This is a genomic window from Paenibacillus elgii NBRC 100335 (assembly GCF_004000865.1).
GTDB lineage: Bacteria > Bacillota > Bacilli > Paenibacillales > NBRC-103111 > Paenibacillus_G > Paenibacillus_G elgii.
Genome location: NZ_BIMB01000046.1, coordinates 38,581 through 58,139, shown reverse-complemented (window position 1 = coordinate 58,139; position 19,559 = coordinate 38,581). Strand labels below are relative to the sequence as shown.

The 19,559-nt window shown below is 53.8% G+C and carries 19 protein-coding genes; all 19 read left to right on the top strand.

Features of this window, described 5'->3' with window-relative positions:
• Positions 1–474 (top strand): NADH-quinone oxidoreductase subunit C (locus PEL01S_RS26305; protein ID WP_174807010.1); only part of this gene is annotated, 474 nt, incomplete at its 5' end.
• 6 nt (positions 475–480) lie between these two features.
• Positions 481–1,584 (top strand): NADH-quinone oxidoreductase subunit D, encoded by a 1,104-nt coding sequence (locus PEL01S_RS26300; protein ID WP_063183376.1) that lies wholly within the window; start codon positions 481–483, stop codon positions 1,582–1,584.
• Positions 1,584–2,591, top strand: a complete 1,008-nt coding sequence (nuoH, locus tag PEL01S_RS26295) for an NADH-quinone oxidoreductase subunit NuoH (RefSeq protein ID WP_063183373.1) — start codon at positions 1,584–1,586, stop codon at positions 2,589–2,591. Before PEL01S_RS26300 ends, nuoH begins: the two co-directional genes overlap by 1 nt.
• A gap of 45 nt (positions 2,592–2,636) precedes the next feature.
• Entirely contained in the window at positions 2,637–3,080 is a 444-nt protein-coding gene (nuoI, locus tag PEL01S_RS26290; RefSeq protein WP_090672266.1) for an NADH-quinone oxidoreductase subunit NuoI, read from the top strand.
• Positions 3,080–3,607, top strand: a complete 528-nt coding sequence (locus PEL01S_RS26285; protein WP_063183367.1) for an NADH-quinone oxidoreductase subunit J — start codon at positions 3,080–3,082, stop codon at positions 3,605–3,607. Before nuoI ends, PEL01S_RS26285 begins: the two co-directional genes overlap by 1 nt.
• 3 nt (positions 3,608–3,610) lie before the next feature.
• Positions 3,611–3,928 (top strand): NADH-quinone oxidoreductase subunit NuoK, encoded by a 318-nt coding sequence (gene nuoK / locus PEL01S_RS26280; RefSeq protein WP_010499416.1) that lies wholly within the window; start codon positions 3,611–3,613, stop codon positions 3,926–3,928.
• A gap of 113 nt (positions 3,929–4,041) precedes the next feature.
• Positions 4,042–5,937 (top strand): NADH-quinone oxidoreductase subunit L, encoded by a 1,896-nt coding sequence (gene nuoL, locus PEL01S_RS26275; RefSeq protein ID WP_127462359.1) that lies wholly within the window; start codon positions 4,042–4,044, stop codon positions 5,935–5,937.
• Positions 5,927–7,558: a complex I subunit 4 family protein gene (locus PEL01S_RS26270; RefSeq protein WP_063183361.1), complete on the top strand. Its 1,632-nt coding sequence runs from the start codon at positions 5,927–5,929 to the stop codon at positions 7,556–7,558. The genes nuoL and PEL01S_RS26270 overlap by 11 nt, the downstream gene beginning before the upstream one ends.
• Positions 7,559–7,562: 4 nt before the next feature.
• Positions 7,563–9,077, top strand: a complete 1,515-nt coding sequence (locus tag PEL01S_RS26265; protein ID WP_127462358.1) for an NADH-quinone oxidoreductase subunit N — start codon at positions 7,563–7,565, stop codon at positions 9,075–9,077.
• A 202-nt stretch (positions 9,078–9,279) separates the two neighbouring features.
• A complete protein-coding gene (locus tag PEL01S_RS26260; protein WP_127462357.1) occupies positions 9,280–11,799 on the top strand; it encodes a S8 family serine peptidase in 2,520 nt (839 codons plus the stop codon).
• Between the two features lie 74 nt (positions 11,800–11,873).
• Positions 11,874–12,125 carry a DUF1146 family protein gene (locus PEL01S_RS26255; RefSeq protein ID WP_010499421.1) on the top strand — a complete coding sequence of 84 codons (252 nt, stop codon included), beginning with the start codon at positions 11,874–11,876 and terminating at the stop codon, positions 12,123–12,125.
• Positions 12,126–12,270: 145 nt separating this feature from the next.
• A complete protein-coding gene (murA, locus tag PEL01S_RS26250; protein ID WP_127462360.1) occupies positions 12,271–13,596 on the top strand; it encodes a UDP-N-acetylglucosamine 1-carboxyvinyltransferase in 1,326 nt (441 codons plus the stop codon).
• 169 nt (positions 13,597–13,765) lie between these two features.
• Positions 13,766–14,821: a stage II sporulation protein D gene (spoIID, locus tag PEL01S_RS26245; protein WP_174807009.1), complete on the top strand. Its 1,056-nt coding sequence runs from the start codon at positions 13,766–13,768 to the stop codon at positions 14,819–14,821.
• 67 nt (positions 14,822–14,888) lie between these two features.
• Positions 14,889–15,620, top strand: a complete 732-nt coding sequence (locus PEL01S_RS26240; RefSeq protein ID WP_010499425.1) for a M23 family metallopeptidase — start codon at positions 14,889–14,891, stop codon at positions 15,618–15,620.
• A 194-nt stretch (positions 15,621–15,814) separates the two neighbouring features.
• The gene (spoIIID, locus tag PEL01S_RS26235; RefSeq protein ID WP_010499429.1) at positions 15,815–16,102 is read left to right on the top strand and encodes a sporulation transcriptional regulator SpoIIID; all 288 of its coding nucleotides are present in this window, start codon (positions 15,815–15,817) and stop codon (positions 16,100–16,102) included.
• 279 nt (positions 16,103–16,381) lie between these two features.
• Positions 16,382–17,380, top strand: a complete 999-nt coding sequence (locus PEL01S_RS26230) for a rod shape-determining protein (protein WP_127462355.1) — start codon at positions 16,382–16,384, stop codon at positions 17,378–17,380.
• Positions 17,381–17,395: 15 nt separating this feature from the next.
• Positions 17,396–18,289 (top strand): flagellar hook-basal body protein, encoded by an 894-nt coding sequence (locus tag PEL01S_RS26225; protein WP_127462354.1) that lies wholly within the window; start codon positions 17,396–17,398, stop codon positions 18,287–18,289.
• Between the two features lie 55 nt (positions 18,290–18,344).
• Positions 18,345–19,220: a flagellar hook-basal body protein gene (locus PEL01S_RS26220; protein ID WP_127462353.1), complete on the top strand. Its 876-nt coding sequence runs from the start codon at positions 18,345–18,347 to the stop codon at positions 19,218–19,220.
• Complete coding sequence (locus PEL01S_RS35610; protein ID WP_010499434.1) at positions 19,213–19,467, top strand: DNA-directed RNA polymerase subunit beta; 255 nt, start codon at positions 19,213–19,215, stop codon at positions 19,465–19,467. Before PEL01S_RS26220 ends, PEL01S_RS35610 begins: the two co-directional genes overlap by 8 nt.
• Positions 19,468–19,559 lie beyond the last annotated feature (92 nt).

Here is a 19,559-nt window from a genome sequence, read left to right as displayed (position 1 = left end):
CCGAACCAGCCGCTGCTGGATCGGCTCGTGGCGATATTGAAAGAATTTCGCGCCGATGCGGTCGAAGAAGCTTTTATTAATGAAAAAGACGGGCATATTCCCTATGTTACTGTTAAAGCCGAGGCCTGGCCGGACGTGGCGGAGCTGCTGCGGACGCATGAGGAGCTGAAGCTGAACTATTTGCGCAATTTGTCCGGGATCGATATGGAGACCCATATGGAAGTGGCCTACCATATTATTTCGCTGGAAACGAAGCGCAATTATTGTGTGAAAGTGAAGACGGACCGGGAATCGCCGTCCATTCCTTCCGCGACTCCGATTTGGCCAACGGCCAATTGGAACGAACGGGAGGTCTACGATTTGTTCGGTATTGATTTTCCGGGACATCCCGACCTGCGCCGGATTATGATGTCTGACGATTGGATCGGTCATCCGCTGCGCAAAGATTATGAGCCGCTCGACCCGGAGGTGTGATGAAGTTTGGCCATTAGAACGGAAGAACTGCTGCTGAACGTAGGCCCGCAGCATCCGAGTACGCATGGAGTGTTTCGGATCGTCGTCAAGCTCGACGGCGAAATCATCACGGAAGCAATCCCGGTCATGGGATACCTGCACCGGGGAACGGAGAAGCTGGCCGAAAATTTAACCTACACCCAAATTATTCCTTATACCGACCGGCTGGACTATGTATCGGCGATGACGAACAATTACGTGCTTGTCAATGCCGTGGAGAAGCTCATGCAGTTGGAAATCCCGGAGCGCGCAGAATTTTTGCGATTGATCGTGATGGAACTCCAGCGGATCGCCAGCCATATGGTCTGGTGGGGCACGTATTTGCTTGATATCGGGGCGATGAGCCCGTTCTTGTTCGCGTTCCGCGACCGGGAGATTATTATCGATCTGTTCAACGAGCTATGCGGCGCCCGGCTGACGTACAACTATATGCGGGTCGGCGGGGTCAAGTGGGATGCGCCGGAAGGCTGGATTCAGAAGGTGCGCGAGTTTGTCCCTTACATGAGGGGCAAGCTGGACCAATATAACGATTTGGTGAGTGGGAACGAAATTTTTCTGGCCCGGATCAAGGGCGTCGGCAAATACGACGCGGAGACGGCTATTGCCTACGGGCTGAGCGGCGCAAATCTGCGCTGTACGGGGGTAAACTGGGACCTGCGGAAGGACCAGCCTTACAGCATTTACAATCGTTTCGATTTCGACGTCCCGGTAAGCACGGGCGGCGATTGCTACGCCAGATATTTGCTGCGGCTGGAGGAAATCACCCAATCGCTGCGCATTCTGGAGCAGGCGGTCGAGCAGTTCCCGGCGGAAGGCGAGATCATGGGCAAGGTGCCTCGTGTGCTTCGTCCCGCCGAAGGAGAGGTATATGCCGGTATCGAATCGCCGCGCGGCGAAATCGGCTGCCATATTATTTCCAAAGGAAAAGATAAGCCGTACCGCCTGAAATTCCGCAGACCGTCATTCGTCAATCTGCAAATCCTGCCGAAGCTGCTGGTCGGCGAAACGATGACGAACCTGATCACCATTCTCGGAGGCATCGATATCGTTGTCGGGGAGGTAGATAGCTGATGCCGGATTTATTGCAAGAGCCGTTAACATGGACGAATACGGCCATTTTTTTCGCATGGGGCGTCGTGCTGCTTTTGATCGTGCTTGGCTTTGTGACGTATGCGATCTACTTCGAGCGCAAGGTCATCGGCTGGATGCAGATGAGGATCGGTCCGAATCGCGTCGGCCCCCTTGGACTGCTGCAATCCGTCGCGGACGTATTCAAACTCTTGATCAAAGAAGACACGATTCCGAAAAAAGCCGAGCGCGAGCTCTTCATCCTCGCTCCGGTTATTACGTTTATTCCTGCGTTTACGGTCATTGCGGCCATTCCGTTCACAGACCGGCTGATCAGCAGCGACCTGAACGTCGGAGTGCTGTACTATGTCGCACTTTCCGGAATCTCCACCATCGGCATCGTGCTCGGCGGCTGGGCTTCCAATAACAAATATGCTCTGCTCGGCGGAATGCGCTCCGCTGCGCAGATGATCAGCTACGAAATTCCGCTGGTCATCTCCATCGTAGGCGTCGTGATGATGTCCGGCAGCATGAACCTTCGCACGATCGTGGAAGGACAGGCGGGCGGGTTCTGGCACTGGAACTTTTTGCCGCAAATTATCGGCTTTGCCGTGTTTGTCGTTGCTGCCGTTTCGGAGCTGAACCGGACGCCCTTCGACTTGCCTGAGGCCGAGTCGGAGCTGGTTGCAGGCTACCACGTCGAGTACAGCGGCTTCCGCTTTGCCTTTTTCATGCTTGCCGAATACGTCTATGTGTTCGCTATTGCCGGCTTGACGACGACCGTATTTTTGGGAGGATGGCAGGCACCGCTTCCGTTCCTCGATTTTATCCCGGGGATCATCTGGTTTTTGCTGAAGTTTGCGTTCATCGTATTCTTCCTGTTCTGGCTGCGCGCAACGATGCCCCGGATTCGGGTGGACCAGCTGATGGGACTCGGCTGGAAAGTACTGCTGCCGCTGGCGCTGGTTAATATTTTTGTAACGGCCATCTATATGGCGATTGCGATGTAACAAGGACCCGGCAGCCGGATGCCGAGGATGAAAGGGTGATTGACTATGAAGGGCATCATGAAGGGACTGGGCGTGACCTTTAAATCCATGACCCAGAAAAAAGTGACCTACGCTTATCCCGACGTTCCGCTTCAAATGCCGGACCGGTTCCGGGGCATCCAGCATTTTGACCCCGAGAAGTGCATTGTCTGCAACCAATGCGCGCGCATTTGCCCGACGGAGTGCATCAATTTGGTCGGTAAGCCGAACCCGGACCCCGAGAAAAAGGGAAAAGTGATCGATACGTACGATATTAACTTTGAAATTTGCATTTTGTGCGATCTGTGCACGGAAGTATGTCCGACCGAAGCGATCGTAATGACCAACAACTTCGAGCTGAGCACGTATAGCCGCGACGATTTGTTCAAAAACCTGCAATGGCTGAACGAGAACAATCACAACGTGCGCAAGGAGAACAACTCGGCGCTTCCGAAAGGCGGGGCGAAATAATGTTCGGAAATATCGTCGACTTTTTGTCCCGCGGCGAAAATATCGCATTTTTCATCTGTGCGCTGCTTGCCATCGGCGGGGCGATTTTCATGCTCAGCTTCACCAAAGTGGTCCACATGGTCGTGGCCGTGGCGCTGACGTTCATCAGCCTGGCCGGGCTGTACATCGTTCTCGAAGCGGAATTTGTGGCCGTCGTTCAGATCTTGATCTATGCGGGCGCCATCTCCATTCTGATGATTTTCGGGATCATGATGACCAAGCATACGAAGGAAGAGGAAGAAGAGCCGAAGCGGCCGTGGCATAACGGACTGTTGTTCGTCGGGGCAGCGGGACTGTTCGGCATCATCTTCTACGCGATCCAGAAATCGCAGCTTCCTTCCGGCGAATACCCGTCGATGCAGGACAATACGATGGAGATCGGGAAGTTGTTATTTTCCAACCATGTGATCCCGTTCGAGTTGATGTCGGTGCTACTGACGGTCGCTTTCATCGGTGCGATCATCGTGGCGAAGAGAGAGGAGGACTGAGGGATGGGAGCTACCGGGCTGGCTACGCCTTACTTGACGCTGGCAGCGATTCTATTCTGCATCGGATTGTATGGAGCGCTGTCGAAAAAGCATGCCGTTATCGTCTTGCTGTCTGTCGAGCTGATGCTCAACAGCGTCAACCTGAACCTCGTCGCTTTTTCCAAGCTGGGCGTCAACCCCGGATTAACCGGGCAAATTTTCTCGCTGTTTAATATTACGGTGGCCGCGGCGGAAGTGGCTGTCGGCATTGCGATACTGATTGCGCTGTACCGCAACAAAGGAACAACGGATGTCAACGAGATGGACTCGATGAAGCGATAGCGCAGCTTCCGCAAGCGCTTGTCCGGAGACCGGGAAGGGTTATCCGGACAAGAAATCAGAGATCGTGTTCTTAGGCAAGCTTGCGGCAATCTCTTGGAGGAGGACTTAAGCCCATGGTATCGGCTTATTCGCAATACGCTTGGCTCATCCCGTTGTTCCCTTTGCTGTCGTTTCTCATTTTAACGGCGGTGGGGCGCAGCTTGCGGGAGACGGGCGTTTATATCAGCATAGTGGCCGTGTTCGCATCGTTCGCGCTGTCCGTCCTTATTTTCTGGGAACGGATCGGCGGGAACGTTGAAGATTTCACGTGGAACAAATTGCAATGGCTCCATCTTGGCAACGTTACGTTGAACATGGGCTTCGAGGTTACGAATTTGAATGCGCTCATGCTGGTCATCGTGACTTTTGTCAGCTTGCTGGTCAATATTTATTCCAAAGGCTACATGCACGGGGACGAGCGAATTAATGTGTTTTTCGCTTATATCGCCCTGTTTACGTTCTCCATGCTCGGACTTGTGATCTCGGAGAACCTGGTACAGTTCTACATATTCTGGGAGCTGGTCGGCGTCTGTTCGTTCCTGCTCGTAGGTTTCTGGTATTTCAAGCCGGAAGCCCGGGCGGCCGCCAAGAAGGCGTTCATCGTCACCCGGATCGGCGACGTCGGGTTGTTTCTCGGCATTCTGCTGCTGTTCTGGGTTATGCCGAGCCATGCACTCGACTTTAGCTCGATTCATAATGCGCTGTCCGGCGGAAAAATTTCCGGCGATATGGCGACTTGGATCGCCATTCTGATCTTCGTCGGCGCCATCGGCAAATCCGGCCAATTCCCGCTGCACACGTGGCTACCGGATGCGATGGAAGGTCCGACGCCGATCAGTGCGCTGATCCATGCCGCGACCATGGTCGCCGCTGGTGTGTATCTCGTAGCGCGGACATTTGATATTTTCACGGCATCGCCCGTGGCTTTGACCGTGGTCGCTACGGTCGGGGCGTTTACGGCGATTTTCGCCGCCACGATTGGTACGGCGCAGAACGATATTAAACGGATCTTGGCTTATTCTACGGTCAGCCAGCTCGGCTATATGATGATGGCGCTGGGTATTGGCACGACCGTGGCGTATACGGCCGGCATTTTCCACTTGTTCACGCACGCGTTCTTCAAGGCGCTGCTGTTCCTCGGCGCAGGCAGCGTCATTCATGCGGTGCATACGCAGAACATTCATGAGATGGGCGGCGTCGGCAGCAAAATGAAAATTACGGCGTGGACGTTCGCCATCGGCGCGCTTGCGCTCAGCGGGATTGTGCCGCTGTCCGGCTTCTGGTCCAAGGATGCGATTCTTGCTGAAGCGTATAACACCGGACATACCGGATTGTTCTGGGTCGGGCTGATCGCAGCATTTTTTACGGCATTTTATATGTCGCGCCTGTTCTTTCTGGTGTTCATGGGCAAGTCCCGGCAAAAGGAAAATCACGGTCCGGTTCACGAATCTCCCGGCTCCATGACTTTCCCGCTTATCGTGCTGGCGGTTCTTGCCGTCGTGGCCGGCTTCGTCTTCACGCCGTTCAATCCGTGGCTTGGCTCGTGGCTGACCGGACATGCGGAAGAAGAGCATGCTTCCTGGTTCGTCATGGTGATGTCCAATGTCGTCGGTTTGCTCGGGATCGGACTGGGGTATCTCGTCTATCTCAAGCGCGTGATTTCGGCGGATGCCTTCACGGCTGGTGTGCCTTGGCTGTACCGGCTGCTTAACCGCAAGTATTACATCGATGAGCTATATCAAGCGATCATCGTGCGTCCGCTTCAGGGAATCGGGTCTTTGCTGCACCTGTTCGACGTCTACGTGGTCGATGGCGTTGTTCGTTTGGCCGCCTATACCGTAACCGGCCTCGGACGTCTCGGGTCCCGGATGCAGAACGGACAGGTACAATCGTACGGGCTGATCACGCTGCTCGGGCTGTTGATTTTGATGCTGGCCATTGCGGGAAGGAGGTTCATCGATGCCGGATAGTATTCCTATTTTATCGCTCATCGCTTTTTCGCCGCTCATCGGTGTGCTGATCCTGATGTTTATGCCTAAGACGCAGGGCCAGTGGATCAAAGCGACGGCGATTGTCGCGACGCTCATTCCGCTGGTGCTGTCCGCCTGGCTTTACGGGCAGTTCAACCATAATCTCGAAGGCATGCAGTTCAGAGAAGAGGTACCGTGGATACTCGTTCCGCTGAACAAAGAGACGCAGGGACTCAGTCAATTGACGGCTTACTTCTTCGAGTTCAAGTATACGATGGCTATTGACGGTCTTTCGCTGCCGCTCGTCTTATTGACCGCGATAGTCGCAACAATGGCTGCGCTGGCTTCGGTGTACATCAAGAAGCGTTGGAAATCGTATTTTATTTGGTTCCTGCTCCTCGAAACCGGCATGTTCGGCGTCTTTATGGCGCAGGATCTGTTCTTGTTCTTCGTCTTCTTCGAGCTGACGCTAATCCCGATGTTCTTCCTGATCGGCATTTGGGGATATATGGACCGGGAACGGGCGGCAAACAAGTTCTTAATCTATAACGGAATCGGTTCGGCGATTATGCTGATTGCTTTTCTCATCCTCGTCAGTACGGCGGGCTTCGGCCAAACGATGGGCGATAATGGCATCTCGATTCATTATTCCGGGGACATTAACGTGATTATGGAGCATCTCTTCCAGAGCGCAGATTCGTATGTGAATCAAGGCGATTTGGAGGGCAACCCGTTCTATTTGAGCGAAACGATGAAATGGGTGCTGTTCCTGATGATGCTCGTAGCCTTCGGCATCAAGCTGCCGATTTTCCCGTTCCATACGTGGATGCTGAAAGTACATACGGAAGCGCCGCCGTCGATCGTTATGATTCACTCCGGCATTTTGCTGAAAATGGGCGCTTACGGCTTGATCCGCTTCGGGATTCTGCTGTTCCCGCAGCAGGCGGTGCAGTGGGCTGCCGTACTGGCGATTCTCGGTGTGATCAACATCGTGTACGGTGCGATTCTGGCCTTCGTGCAAAAGGAGTTCAAGCTGGTTCTGGCCTACTCCAGTATTAGCCATATGGGCATCGTGCTGGTCGGCATTGCTGCGTTTAACCCGGCAGGTCTGGAAGGAGCCGTATTCCAGCTCGTCTCTCACGGTCTCATCTCGGCGCTGCTGTTCCTGCTTGTCGGGAGCATCTATGAGCGTACGCAGACGACGGAGCTTGACCAACTGGGCGGCTTGGCCAAATCGGTGCCGTTCATTTCCGGCATTCTGCTTGTAGCCGGGATGGCATCGCTCGGTCTGCCCGGATTGTCGGGCTTCATCGGCGAGTTCCTGGCCTTCCTGGGCTTGTTCGAAAAGTATAAGATCATTACCGCCGTCGGGGCGCTTGGGATCATTCTGGCTGCGGTCTACGTGCTTCGCGGGGTGCTCGGTATCACGTACGGACCGCAGAAGACGACGCTGCCGGAGATGCGGGACGCACGACTGATCGAAGCGATTCCGATGATTGCGCTTGTCGCTTTCATCGTGGTACTCGGGATTTACCCGGGCGTGCTGAGCAACCCGCTGCATCAAACCGTCAGCAGCTTCGATCAATTCATTCACAGCGTTTCTGCGAAGATAGGGGGTTAGACCGGTGGAACCGATACGTCTTGAGCTAAGTGATCTGGGTCTGCTGGCTCCGGAGCTGACGCTTGTCGCCGCCGCTGTGGTGTTGTCGCTGCTGGACCTGCTGCTGCCGCGTCAGATGAACCGGACCTGGCTGGGCTGGCTGTCGCTGGTGGGCATTATTATTGCTGCTGTATTTGCGGCCGGGCAGCTCAATCCTGCAGAACCGAAGCAGCTGCTGAACTTCAGCTACCGGGTCGACGATTTTGCGGCTATCCTGAAGCTGGTGCTGCTGGCAGGAGCCGGGCTGATTACGCTAATGAGCATTGGCTCGGTAAAAGAAGATGAAATTCCGCATATTGGCGAATTTTATTATTTGCTTCTGCCTGCCACGCTCGGCGGTATGATTATGGCTTCGTCCGGCGATCTGATCACCATCTTCGTCGGCTTGGAGCTGCTCAGTATCACCTCGTATATTTTGGTAGCCATGCGCAAAAAAGACAAGCGCTCGAACGAGGGAGCTTTCAAATACCTTGTGCTGGGCGGTGTATCGTCAGCCGTCATTTTGTACGGAATGTCCTTCTTGTACGGTATGACAGGCTCGACGGTGATCAAGGAAATTAACGCGGGACTCGGGCAAGCGTCTCATGGAATGCTCCCGCTCGTTTATTTAAGCTTTTTCCTGCTGCTTGCGGGCTTCGGCTTCAAAGTGGCGGCGGCGCCATTCCATATGTGGGCGCCGGATGTATACCAAGGAGCGCCGACGCCGGTTTCCGCATTTCTCGCGGTCGTGTCGAAGGCGGCGGCATTTGCGATTCTGTTCCGGTTCATATATAACGTCTATGCGATCGGGGATCTGATGAATCTTCCATTCCATAAGGACGTCCTGCTATCGCTAATGGTCGTGGCGGCCGCTGCAATGATCGTCGGTAACTTCGTTGCTCTGCGGCAAACGAACATGAAGCGGCTGCTGGCCTACTCCGGGATTGCCAACTCGGGCTACTTGATGGTGCCGATCGCGATTCAGTTCTCAATGATGCATTATTCGAATTTCGCCGAGTTCGCTTTTTACCTGATCGCCTATCTGTTCATGAACATCGGGATTTTCGCGGTGCTGATGATCATCGAACGCTCGACGGGCGACGACGAGATCAAAGGCTTGGCCGGCTTGTATTACCGGGCGCCGGGAACGGCTGTCGCGGCCGTGCTGCTGGTGTTGTCCTTGGCAGGGCTGCCGGTGTCCGGCGGCTTCTTCGGGAAGCTGTACATCTTGCTCGGCACGCTGCAAACGCAGCACTACTGGCTTGCGGCGGTCATGATCGGAACGAGCGTCGTTTCGTACTATTTCTACTTCGGCTTGATCCGCCAAATGTTCATGCGCAGTGAGGACGGAGTGCAGCCGATCCGCACGAGTGTTCCGCTTAGCATAACGATGTGGCTGTGCGTAGCCGCGAGCGTAGTGCTCGGATTGTTCCCGCACTGGGTGCTCGGCTACTTGGAGCGCATCTTCTCGCTTACGCAGGATTTGTTCATATTTAGCTAGTCCGGGTGGACGTATGGTTCCACTCGCCCATGCAAACCCCGCTTTTCCTTGACCGGAAAGGCGGGGTTTTTCGGCGTATATGTCTGAATGGTGAAAATTTGTTCTAAGGCTTTCAATTCCAGTTGCAGGGATTCGGCTTAAAGCTTAGAATGAGATAATGGGGTTAGGCTGAAGAAAATCATGATAAAGGATTCTGAATGCGATGAACAGCATACATCTTAAACATACAATATACTCATCATTCTTAGGCCTCACGATTTTCCTCACCAGCACCGGTACGGTTTATGCCTTGGATGCGGATGATCCGTTCTATCCTAAGCAGACTTACCTTAAGCAAATTCATATGAACGAAGCCTGGAATGTGACGCAGAGCAACAGCGGCATGATTATCGCGGTCGTCGATACCGGAGTGGATTTGGCGCATCCCGATTTGAAACCCAATTTGGTACCGGGCGTCAACTTGATTCATCCGAAACAGCAGCCTACGGATGACAACGGCCACGGCACCAACGTAGCGGGTGTCATAGGTGCTGTAGGAAATAACGACCGGGGCGTTGCCGGCATGCTGTGGAATGGCCGGATCATGCCGATCAAAGCGCTTGAAGCGGACGGGTCCGGCGGCGAGCAGAAGCTCGGCGAAGGGATTCGTTATGCCGTCGATCATGGCGCCAAGATTGTTGTTCTCTCGCTCGGCCTCAATAAATACTCCGCCTACATGAACGATATCGTACGGTACGCGGAGGAAAGAGACGTGCTGCTCGTAGCCGCTACAGGCAACGAAGGCAACCGCGTTAAATATCCGGCGGCGTATCCTACCGTCCTCGCGGTTGGCGGAGTGAATGCCAACGGTTCGGTAAACGAATTGTCCAACACGGGACCGGAGGTCGACGTGGTCGCGCCTTGGGATGTGTTCACGACGGCGATAGGCGGCTCGTACGAAGCGAAGGACGGGACGTCGATGGCTGCGCCCCAAGTCGCGGCTGCGGCCGCACTGTTGTGGGGACGGAATCCGGAGATGAAAGCGTATCAGATTCGTCAAAAGATCCGCCAAACCGCGGAGGACTTAACCGGAAAAGGCTGGAATCCGGGCACCGGCTACGGCTTACTTCGGGTAGACTGGTTGCTCAATGAGCCTTATTTGGCCGACATGTATGAACCGAACAACCGTAAGGATCAGGCCAAAGTGATCTCCGTCAGCAAAAAAATTACCGCGTCCTTCTCGGACGGTTCGGACAACGACTGGTATGCCACGGATGCTTCTTACGATGGAACCGTAAATGTTACGCTGGAGCTTGATAGCAGTTTATCGGTGAACGTCCAGCATACGGATGCTTCCGGCGTGCTGACGACCAAAACCGTGCAAGGAGGCCAGACGGTTCCGTTCAAAGTAACGAAGGGGCGCAGCTATTTTCAACTCCAGCTGAGCGACCGCAACCGCAAAGTGGACACACCTTACGGGCTCACGACTTCCTTTGATATTTACCGCGATCCGTACGAAGACAACGACCGCCAGTTCAAAGCATTCGTGCTGCCTTCCCGGAGCGTCAAGGTCAAGGGAACATTTCACCAATACAACGATGTGGACTGGTACGAATTTCCGGTTCAGCAAACCGGTTCGATGCGTATTCATGTGACGACCGATACGGCACGAATCGACCCGGTGCTTCTCGTGCAAAAGCAGGGAGAGAAGTCGGTGACGATCGACGAAGGAGACGACGGCGCAACGGAGTCGTACAACTTGCCCGAAGTGTTTCCCGGCACTTACTACATTCGGGTGACCAACGTGAAGGATTATACGAATCCGATTGTTGGCGAATATACGCTCGCGATCGAGTACGACGCGAAGCTGATCGATCCGAACGAACCGAACAACCGCTCTTATCAAGCGACCGCCATCTCGATGGATACTCCGTATAACGGTCTGATCGATAAGTCGGACGACGTGGATTGGTTCCAGTTCAAGGTAGACGAGGAAAGCTTCGTTCGGGTCGGACTTAGCGACATCCCTTCCGGCGTGAGCATGTATATGCATTTATACGACGGTTCGATGAATTCGATGGCGACTTCAATGAACAACGGCTCATCCGACTCGCAGGAGCTGTCCGGCCGCTTCAAGCCGGGGACGTACTATCTGAAGCTGACTGCAAACCGCCCGTTCGATAACCGCATGTATCAGCTGCTCGTTAACGCCAAGCCGCTGATCGGCGGCTATACCGATATTCGAGGGCATTGGGCGCAAAATGCGATCTTGAATTTGACGGGCAAACAGGTCATTAACGGATACGACAACTATACGTTCCAGCCCAACCGGCCGATCACCCGTGCCGAAGCGACGGCGGTTATCTCGCGGGCTTTCCGGCTGTCGAAGCAAAAAGCGATTAGCTACTCGGATTTGCCGGAGACGCATTGGGCTTACGATCATGTGGCCCGGGCGACACAGGCGGGTATTATCGAAGGTTACCCGGATCGTACATTTGCGCCGGACCAGCCGGTCACTCGCATGGAGATGACGGCGATGCTGGCACGCAGCATGAACATGACGGGCAAACGAAGAGGCGCTCTTCCGTTCACCGACGTGGATGAAGAGTACTGGGGCACCGGTCTGCTCAAGCAGATGAAAGCCGAAGGACTCATCGGCGGCTATGCAGACGGCTCGTTCCGGCCCGAGCAGCAGGCAACCCGGGCCGAATTCGTCCAGATGCTGATGGGGATTCTGAAATAAACCGGGTCCGGAAGCGGCTAACGTGGCTTTTTCCGGACTGGCGGAACATTTCGGTGAAAGCGGGGAATGCTTCCATGGATTATTTGGATCAAATGAGCGCGTCGATGGGTCTCAAAGGGATGATCAACATTGTGGTCGTCCTCGTATTCATCGGCGTCTCTTGGTGGGCTCTGCAGGAGCTGAAGCTGGAGATGATGCTGCGACGCCCCAAAAGCGCCCAGGCCAAAATGCTGCAAATCCTGCTCTCGATCGCGCTAGGGTATCAGATCGCCCGCTTCGTGATCGACTATTTGGAGTGGTCGACTTGGTTCTCCGGAATGTTCTGAAAAAACATTTTTTCGAATAACCGAGGAGAATGTTGTCAACAATGGTTAGTACAACCGTTAAAAAATCCGCTCGGGCCACGAATGGTATCGTGACCGGCTAAAGACTATGCAACCGCAAGCAGAAATTACGCGGAGGGGGATCATGATGAGCAAAATAATCGTCCGCGGCGGCAAAAAGCTATCCGGCAGGGTAAAAATAAACGGCGCGAAAAACGCTGTCCTGCCGATCATCGCAGCCTCGATCTTAGGAACGGATGGAGTCAGCGTCATTCACGACGCGCCTCCCCTGGATGACGTCCTTGTCATTAACAAGGTGCTTGAAAGTCTGGGAATCAAGATTGAATATAAACATGAAACGGTCCGTATCGATGCATCCAAAATCGATACGTGCGAGGCCTCCTATGATCTGGTAAGAAAAATGCGGGCGTCGTTTCTGGTCATGGGCCCGCTGTTAGCCCGTGTCGGCCAAGCGCGCATATCGCTGCCTGGGGGATGCGCTATCGGTACGCGTCCGATCGACCAGCATCTGAAAGGCTTCGAAGCAATGGGCGCAGAGATTGAACTCGGTCAAGGGTATATTGAAGCGAGGGTGAGCGGACGATTAAAAGGCGCTAAGGTATACCTCGATGTCGCCAGTGTAGGGGCGACGGAGAACATTATGATGGCCGCGGCGCTTGCCGAAGGCACGACCTTAATTGAGAATGCCGCCAAGGAGCCGGAGATCGTCGATCTGGCGAACTATCTTAACGCGATGGGCGCCAAAATCCGCGGAGCGGGTACGGGCATCATCCGCATCGACGGCGTATCGAAGCTCACCGGTGCAGTACATACGGTTATTCCCGACCGCATTGAAGCAGGTACATATATGATTGCCGCCGCCATCACGCACAGTGATTTGTACATCGAAGGAGCGATCGGCGACCATTTGCGTCCGGTCATTTCCAAGATGCAGGAGATGGGCGTGCAAATTCAAGAAGATGAGAACGGCCTCCGGGTGTATACGGATCGCCCTCTCCGTGCGGTAGATCTTAAAACGCTGCCTTATCCCGGCTTTCCTACCGACATGCAGTCGCAGATGATGGCTCTTCTGCTGATGGCGGACGGGACCAGCCTAGTTACCGAAACCGTGTTCGAGAACCGTTTTATGCATGTGGAGCAAATGCTGAACATGAATGCGCAGATTAAGGTGGAAGGCCGTACGGCGGTCGTCAGCGGCGGCAGCAAGCTCCAAGGGGCCAAGGTGTGCGCGACCGACCTGCGTGCCGGAGCGGCGCTTGTTTTGGCCGCGCTTGCGGCCGACGGCGATACGGAGATTACCGGTATTCACCACATTGACCGGGGCTATGTAAATATTGCCGAGAAGCTCAATGCACTGGGGGCGGATATTCGCCGGATTCCTGTCGAGATCGTCGAGACGGAAGAAGAGGAACAAGCGCTCCCGCTGTTCGCCGTGCAGCCAAGCCTCGCTTAACGCTTATAACTTCTATTCTCTTGGAACGGGAACCGACTCTTTCATTCGGAAAGGGCAGGTTCTCTTTCTTTTTGAGGTTCTATTCTATCTTTTCGGTTCATAAGATGGTGTTACCTGCAGCCGCAGCGCTTGATTATGGAGAGCCGACAAAAGATGGAGGAACCCGTTGATGAAGTACAAGCTGACCCGGACGCAACAATCTTGGATTCGCTGGCTGGCCGTATGGCTGACCAGCTTCACAGCTGTCGTCGTGCTGGTACCCGGCCTGCTCGTACGTACGGGGCCCGGAAAGGCGCCGGTGCCTGCGCCACCTGCAGCAGAGCAGCCGTCCGCAGCACGGCAGCAGGACGAACTGCTTATTCCCGTTTACCGGGCGAAGGAGAAGAGAACGGAAAGAATGGCCCTCGAGCAGTATGTGCGGGGAGTCGTCGCGGCGGAGATGCCTATCGAATTCGAGCCGGAAGCGCTCAAAGCCCAAGCGATGGCAGCACGCACCTATATCGTTCGAAGGCTGCTCGACGGCGACCAGAGCAATGTCCCGGATGCCAATGCGCTCGTGACGGATACGATCAGCCACCAGGCTTACGTCACCGATGAGGAGCTAAGGCGGCGCTGGGGCGACGATGTGTTCCTCTCCCACATGGACAAGCTGAAGCGGGCGATAGAGGAAACAAGAGATCTTGTACTAACCTTTCAAGGGAAGCCGATTGAAGCGAGCTTTTTCTCTACCAGCAACGGATATACGGAAAATTCGGAAGACTACTGGAATTTTACCGTTCCGTATTTGCGAAGCGTACCGAGCCCTTGGGATGCCAAGCTGTCGCCTCGCTATAAAGAGACGGTAGCTTTTACGTCCAAGGAGCTGCAAAGTAAGCTGGGGTTACCCGGCGCCGTGCCGGTATCGGCCGGGAGTCCTCTCGGCATCAAGGTGATAGAGAAGAGTCAAGGAAAACGGATCAAGAAGCTGTCTATAGTCGGAAAGCTATTTACCGGAAGAGAGGTTCGAGAGAAACTCGGATTGAATTCCAGCCAGTTTCAATGGACATGGAGCGGCGTAGAATGGCGGTTTACGACATTCGGCTACGGGCATGGCGTAGGGATGAGCCAATGGGGAGCCAATGGGATGGCGATGGAAGGACGCAAAGCGGAGGACATCGTTAAATACTATTATGCCGGCATAGCCATCGACCGGGCTTCCAATCTATTGAAAGGAAAAACTTTCTAACAAAATAGGTTTTCCCGCGTATAAATCTCGCGAACCTGGCAAGAATGGTTAGCGAGGTGATATACAAATGAGTGAACAAAAAAGAGATTTGGTCCAAGAAGAAGCTCCTAAATCTACCGAAGGAGCCCAAAGCGGCACATCGTCATCCTGGAAAAGATTGCTCGCCAAGAAGTGGGTATTTCCGGCAACGTACATGGCAGCTGCGGCAATCATCTTAACGTTAATGTGGTGGTACCAAGGGTCTGGCATCACGAAGCCTGACAAAAACGTCAGTCTTGATGCTACGAAATCCGGTACGGTCACAGGAAACGTCTCGGGTACCGATGCGGTAGCTACCAACGCGAAACAGGAAACGATGCAATGGCCGGTCAAAGAACGCAGCGAACTGGATGTCGTACTTCCTTTCTTCGATAACAAAGCGTCGAACGAAGTGCGGCAAGCCGCGATGGTCGAATACGGCGACACCTTCACCCCACATATGGGTATGGATTTCGCAAGACACGATAATCAAGTATTTGACGTATTGGCCGTCATGGGCGGTAAGGTCACGGCGGTACAGAAAGATCCGGTCGTCGGCAACTTGGTGGAAATTACGCACAGCAACGGACTTGTTTCGGTCTATCAAAGCTTAGCCGAAGTCAAGGTGGCCAAAGACGCCGAAGTGAAGAAGGGCGATGTCATCGCCAAGGCGGGACGCAACGAACTGGAAAAAGATCAAGGCACCCATTTGCATTTCGAATTGCGCCAAGGTCAAGGCGGCCCGGCGGTTAATCCGGAGCAATACCTCGGAGATCATTAATATCGGCGGATCGGCAGGCAGGGGATCGTTTCCTCTGCCTTTTTGTTTTTCGCGGAACGGATGTCTCTTGCGAAAAAACGCTTGTCCTTGAAATAATTGTTCGCTGCGGGCTTGTCAGCCTTCCGAAACAAAGAATATAAGCGTGCGCCCCTCATATAATGTACCAAACTAACTCGAGTAGGGAGGCGAGGGGAGTGCACGATTACATCAAAGAGCGAACCATTAAGATAGGCCGCTGCCTGGTGGAGACCAAGCATACGGTTCGCACCATAGCCAAGGAATTCGGCGTTTCCAAAAGCACGGTGCACAAAGACTTGACGGAACGTCTGCCGGAAATTAATCCGGAGCTTGCCAATCAGGTGAAGCATATTTTGGAATACCATAAGTCCATCCGTCACCTGCGCGGGGGAGAGGCCACCAAGATTAAATACCGGAAAACCCGCAACCCGAAGGCGCAAGAGAAGCTCGTTACCGTTAAGTAAACCGGCCCCGTTGCAGGGCGCGTTTCCAGCCGTACCGTGAGCTGTATTTCCCAACGCGGAGGTAGGCCTATAGCCCTTGGACGCAAACGGGCCTCCGCGCCGCTGACGGTACGCCCCTTCTCCCGAACCGGCCGGAGACGAAGCGATATTTGTCGAAAAATCGTTCAAAAAAAAGAGGAATTTTGAAATACATGGCGAATTTACCTAAGTAACGTATATAATAGAAGTGCCGCTTCTTTTACAATAAGGATGGACGGTTGGTTAGGGAGGATCATAGGAATGTTAAGCAAGGATATCGGCATAGATCTCGGGACTGCGAACGTCCTGATTCATGTGAAGGGTCGGGGCGTTGTCCTGGATGAACCGTCCGTCGTCGCCATCGAAAGCGATATAAAGCGAGTGCTGGCCGTGGGCGAAGAAGCGCGCCGCATGGTTGGCCGGACGCCCGGCAATATTGTGGCGATTCGTCCGCTGAGGGACGGCGTTATAGCCGACTTTGAAATTACGGAAATGATGCTGAAGTATTTTATCAATAAAGTCGGCGGGAAGAACTGGTACAGTCACCCCCGCATTTTGATCTGCGCTCCGACGAACATCACGTCTGTAGAGCAGAAGGCCATTCGGGAAGCGGCCGAACGGAGCGGGGCGCGCGAAGTATTTTTGGAAGAAGAGCCTAAGGCTGCGGCCATCGGCGCCGGAATGGATATTTTCCAACCGAGCGGCAACATGGTCGTAGATATCGGCGGAGGTACGACGGATGTGGCCGTATTGTCCATGGGCGATATCGTTACCTCCTCTTCTATTAAAATCGCAGGGGACAAGTTCGACTCTGCCATCATGAAATATATTAAAAGCAAGTACAAGCTTTTGATCGGCGAACGAACAAGCGAGGATATTAAAGTCCGCATCGGAACGGTGCATCCGGACGGCAAGCGCGAGACGATGGATATCCGCGGCAGAGATATGGTGAGCGGACTGCCGTTAACGGTGACCATCAATTCGCAGGAAATTCAAGAAGCGCTGTCGGAGCCGGTATCGTCTATCGTGGCGGCTGCCAAGAGCGTGTTGGAACGTACGCCTCCGGAGCTTTCGGCCGATATTATCGACCGCGGCGTTATTTTGACCGGCGGCGGCGCGATGCTGCACGGCATCGATCAATTGCTGGCGGACGAGCTTAAGGTGCCCATCCTGATTGCGGAAGATCCGATGCATTGCGTTGTAAAAGGAACCGGCATTATGTTGGACAACCTGGATAAAGTAACCAAGCGCAAATTTTAGGAGGGTAACCATTCGATGTTAAGAGGCCTGTATACCGCCGCTTCCGGCATGATCGCACAGCAGCGCAAGCACGATATCGTTACCAATAATATTGCCAACCTCAACACCCCCGGCTTTAAAAGCGGCAACGGAATTAACCGGTCGTTCCCGGAAATTCTCATTTCCCGGGTACGCAGCGGCAAGGACGAACCGGGTTCGGTGCCTGTCGGCCGGATTAATACGGGGGTTATGGCGGAGGAGAACGTTTCTCTGCATGCGCAAGGCGATATTCAGGAAACGAAGAACCCTTTTGACTTCGCCTTGATTTCGGATATTCAGGTGCCGGGAGCCCGCTTTGACAGCTCAGGCAAATACGTGGATCAGAATGGACAGCGGGTGATTCAGCCCCAAGCTTTCTTTACGATCTTGAACGCAGCCGGCGAACAGCGCTATTCCCTGAACGGCAAATTTTCGCTGGATGCCAACGGACGGCTGATCGATTCGGAAGGCCATTCGGTGTTAGGCCGCGGTGGACAACCTATCGTGCTAATGGATGCGGGGACGCCGGTCACGAATTTCCGTATGACCCGAGCGGGACAATTCACCAACGCAGAAGGCCAGCCGATATTGGATGCGAACGGACAACCGATGACGCTGCTTATTACCCGGGTGGAAGATCCGAACCAGTTGGTCCGCGAGGGCAACGGGCTGTACCGCTTAAATACCCAGGATCAAGGTGCGTTCCGGCCGATTGACGCTCAAGACCAGGTTGAAGTGCGGCAAGGCTATGTCGAGCGCTCCAACGTGGATTCCGGCCAGTCCATGGTCGATATGATGTCGGCTTTACGGGCTTATGAGGCTAACCAAAAGATGATTCAGTATTACGATAAAAGCATGGAAAAAGCAGCCAACGAAATCGGCCGCGTCTAATCCGCCTAGATATAGCTCGTCCAGCTGAGAAACACCCCTTACAGGAGGAGTTCACGTGAATCATTCGATGATCAATTCATCCGTTTCGATGCATGCGCTTCAGCAAAAGCTCGATCTGCTTGCAAACAATATGGCCAACGTCAACAATACGGGGTACAAGCGCCGGGAAGCTTCGTTTCAAGACGTGTTGACTAACGTGAAGCAGCAGCCCCGCGGTTTTCAAAAAGAAGGCCGGCTTACGCCGCTTGGCTACAACCAAGGGTGGGGGGCCAAGCTTGCAACAGCTCAATTGAATATGAGTCAAGGCTCGCTGAAGCCAACGAGCAACCCGCTTGACGTGGCAATTGAAGGGGCGGGACTGTTTGAAATATCAACCGCTTCCGTAGATGCAGCGGGCAATCCAGTTAGAGAAACCCGTTGGACGCGGGACGGTTCCTTCGAGCTGTCGCCTTCGGGCGATCCGCAAAACCCTGACGGTTTAGTTTTGACTACGAAGGACGGTCATTATGTGATGGGGGCCGATAACAACCCGCTTCGCGTGCCGAACAACCACCAGATACAAATTCAAGCGGATGGAACGATTCTGGCCCATGATGAAGCCGATCCTAATGCGGAGGCGGTTCCGGTCGGGCAAATTAAAATGGTGCGCGTGGTTCGTCCGCAGCTTTTGCAGCAGCTGGGCGATAATGTGTTCGGATTGCCTTCTGATATTACGGCACAGCAGCGGGACGACATCTTGGAACCCGTAACGGCCGGGAACAACACGGTAGACCCGATTACGGTGCGCCAAGGCTTTTTGGAGCAGTCAAACGTCAGTCTTGCAGACGAAATGTCCGAGCTCATCTTGGTTCAGCGGGCGTTTCAGTTGAATTCCCGCGCAGTAGCATCGTCCGATCAAATGATGAACTTGGCCAACAACTTGCGTGGCTAACGGCATTACGCAAAGCGAGGTAGGGAACTTGAGCGATAACCGAAAAAAGGCGCCTACAGAATCAAAAAGATGGAAAAAAGCGGTTTTTACGTTCCTGAAGTGGACGTGGATTCCGTTCACCGGCATAGTGGCGCTTTTAGTAGGGCTTGCGATCGGGTACGTTTATATAGGAAAACAAGATTATCATGAGGTTTTCAATTTAAATACGTGGCGTCATGTGTTCGATTTGATCTTTGCTGATACGTAGTGATAAACTCCCGGGTAAGGGAGTTTTATTTTTTTTCTGATAAAGGTATAATGTATGGATGGGAAGCGTTATAGAGAGAGAGAATCGAGCTG

What these genes read in the sequence shown, in the direction of transcription:
- PEL01S_RS26230 (WP_127462355.1), top strand. Translation starts at nt 16,382, where the DNA reads ATGTTAAGCAAGGATATCGGCATAGATCTCGGGACTGCGAACGTCCTG.
- nuoL (WP_127462359.1), top strand. Translation starts at nt 4,042, where the DNA reads ATGGTATCGGCTTATTCGCAATACGCTTGGCTCATCCCGTTGTTCCCT.
- spoIID (WP_174807009.1), top strand. Translation starts at nt 13,766, where the DNA reads ATGAAGTACAAGCTGACCCGGACGCAACAATCTTGGATTCGCTGGCTG.
- nuoI (WP_090672266.1), top strand. Translation starts at nt 2,637, where the DNA reads ATGAAGGGCATCATGAAGGGACTGGGCGTGACCTTTAAATCCATGACC.
- PEL01S_RS26225 (WP_127462354.1), top strand. Translation starts at nt 17,396, where the DNA reads ATGTTAAGAGGCCTGTATACCGCCGCTTCCGGCATGATCGCACAGCAG.
- PEL01S_RS26260 (WP_127462357.1), top strand. Translation starts at nt 9,280, where the DNA reads ATGAACAGCATACATCTTAAACATACAATATACTCATCATTCTTAGGC.
- PEL01S_RS26270 (WP_063183361.1), top strand. Translation starts at nt 5,927, where the DNA reads ATGCCGGATAGTATTCCTATTTTATCGCTCATCGCTTTTTCGCCGCTC.
- murA (WP_127462360.1), top strand. Translation starts at nt 12,271, where the DNA reads ATGAGCAAAATAATCGTCCGCGGCGGCAAAAAGCTATCCGGCAGGGTA.
- nuoK (WP_010499416.1), top strand. Translation starts at nt 3,611, where the DNA reads ATGGGAGCTACCGGGCTGGCTACGCCTTACTTGACGCTGGCAGCGATT.
- PEL01S_RS26240 (WP_010499425.1), top strand. Translation starts at nt 14,889, where the DNA reads ATGAGTGAACAAAAAAGAGATTTGGTCCAAGAAGAAGCTCCTAAATCT.
- PEL01S_RS26285 (WP_063183367.1), top strand. Translation starts at nt 3,080, where the DNA reads ATGTTCGGAAATATCGTCGACTTTTTGTCCCGCGGCGAAAATATCGCA.
- nuoH (WP_063183373.1), top strand. Translation starts at nt 1,584, where the DNA reads ATGCCGGATTTATTGCAAGAGCCGTTAACATGGACGAATACGGCCATT.
- PEL01S_RS26255 (WP_010499421.1), top strand. Translation starts at nt 11,874, where the DNA reads ATGGATTATTTGGATCAAATGAGCGCGTCGATGGGTCTCAAAGGGATG.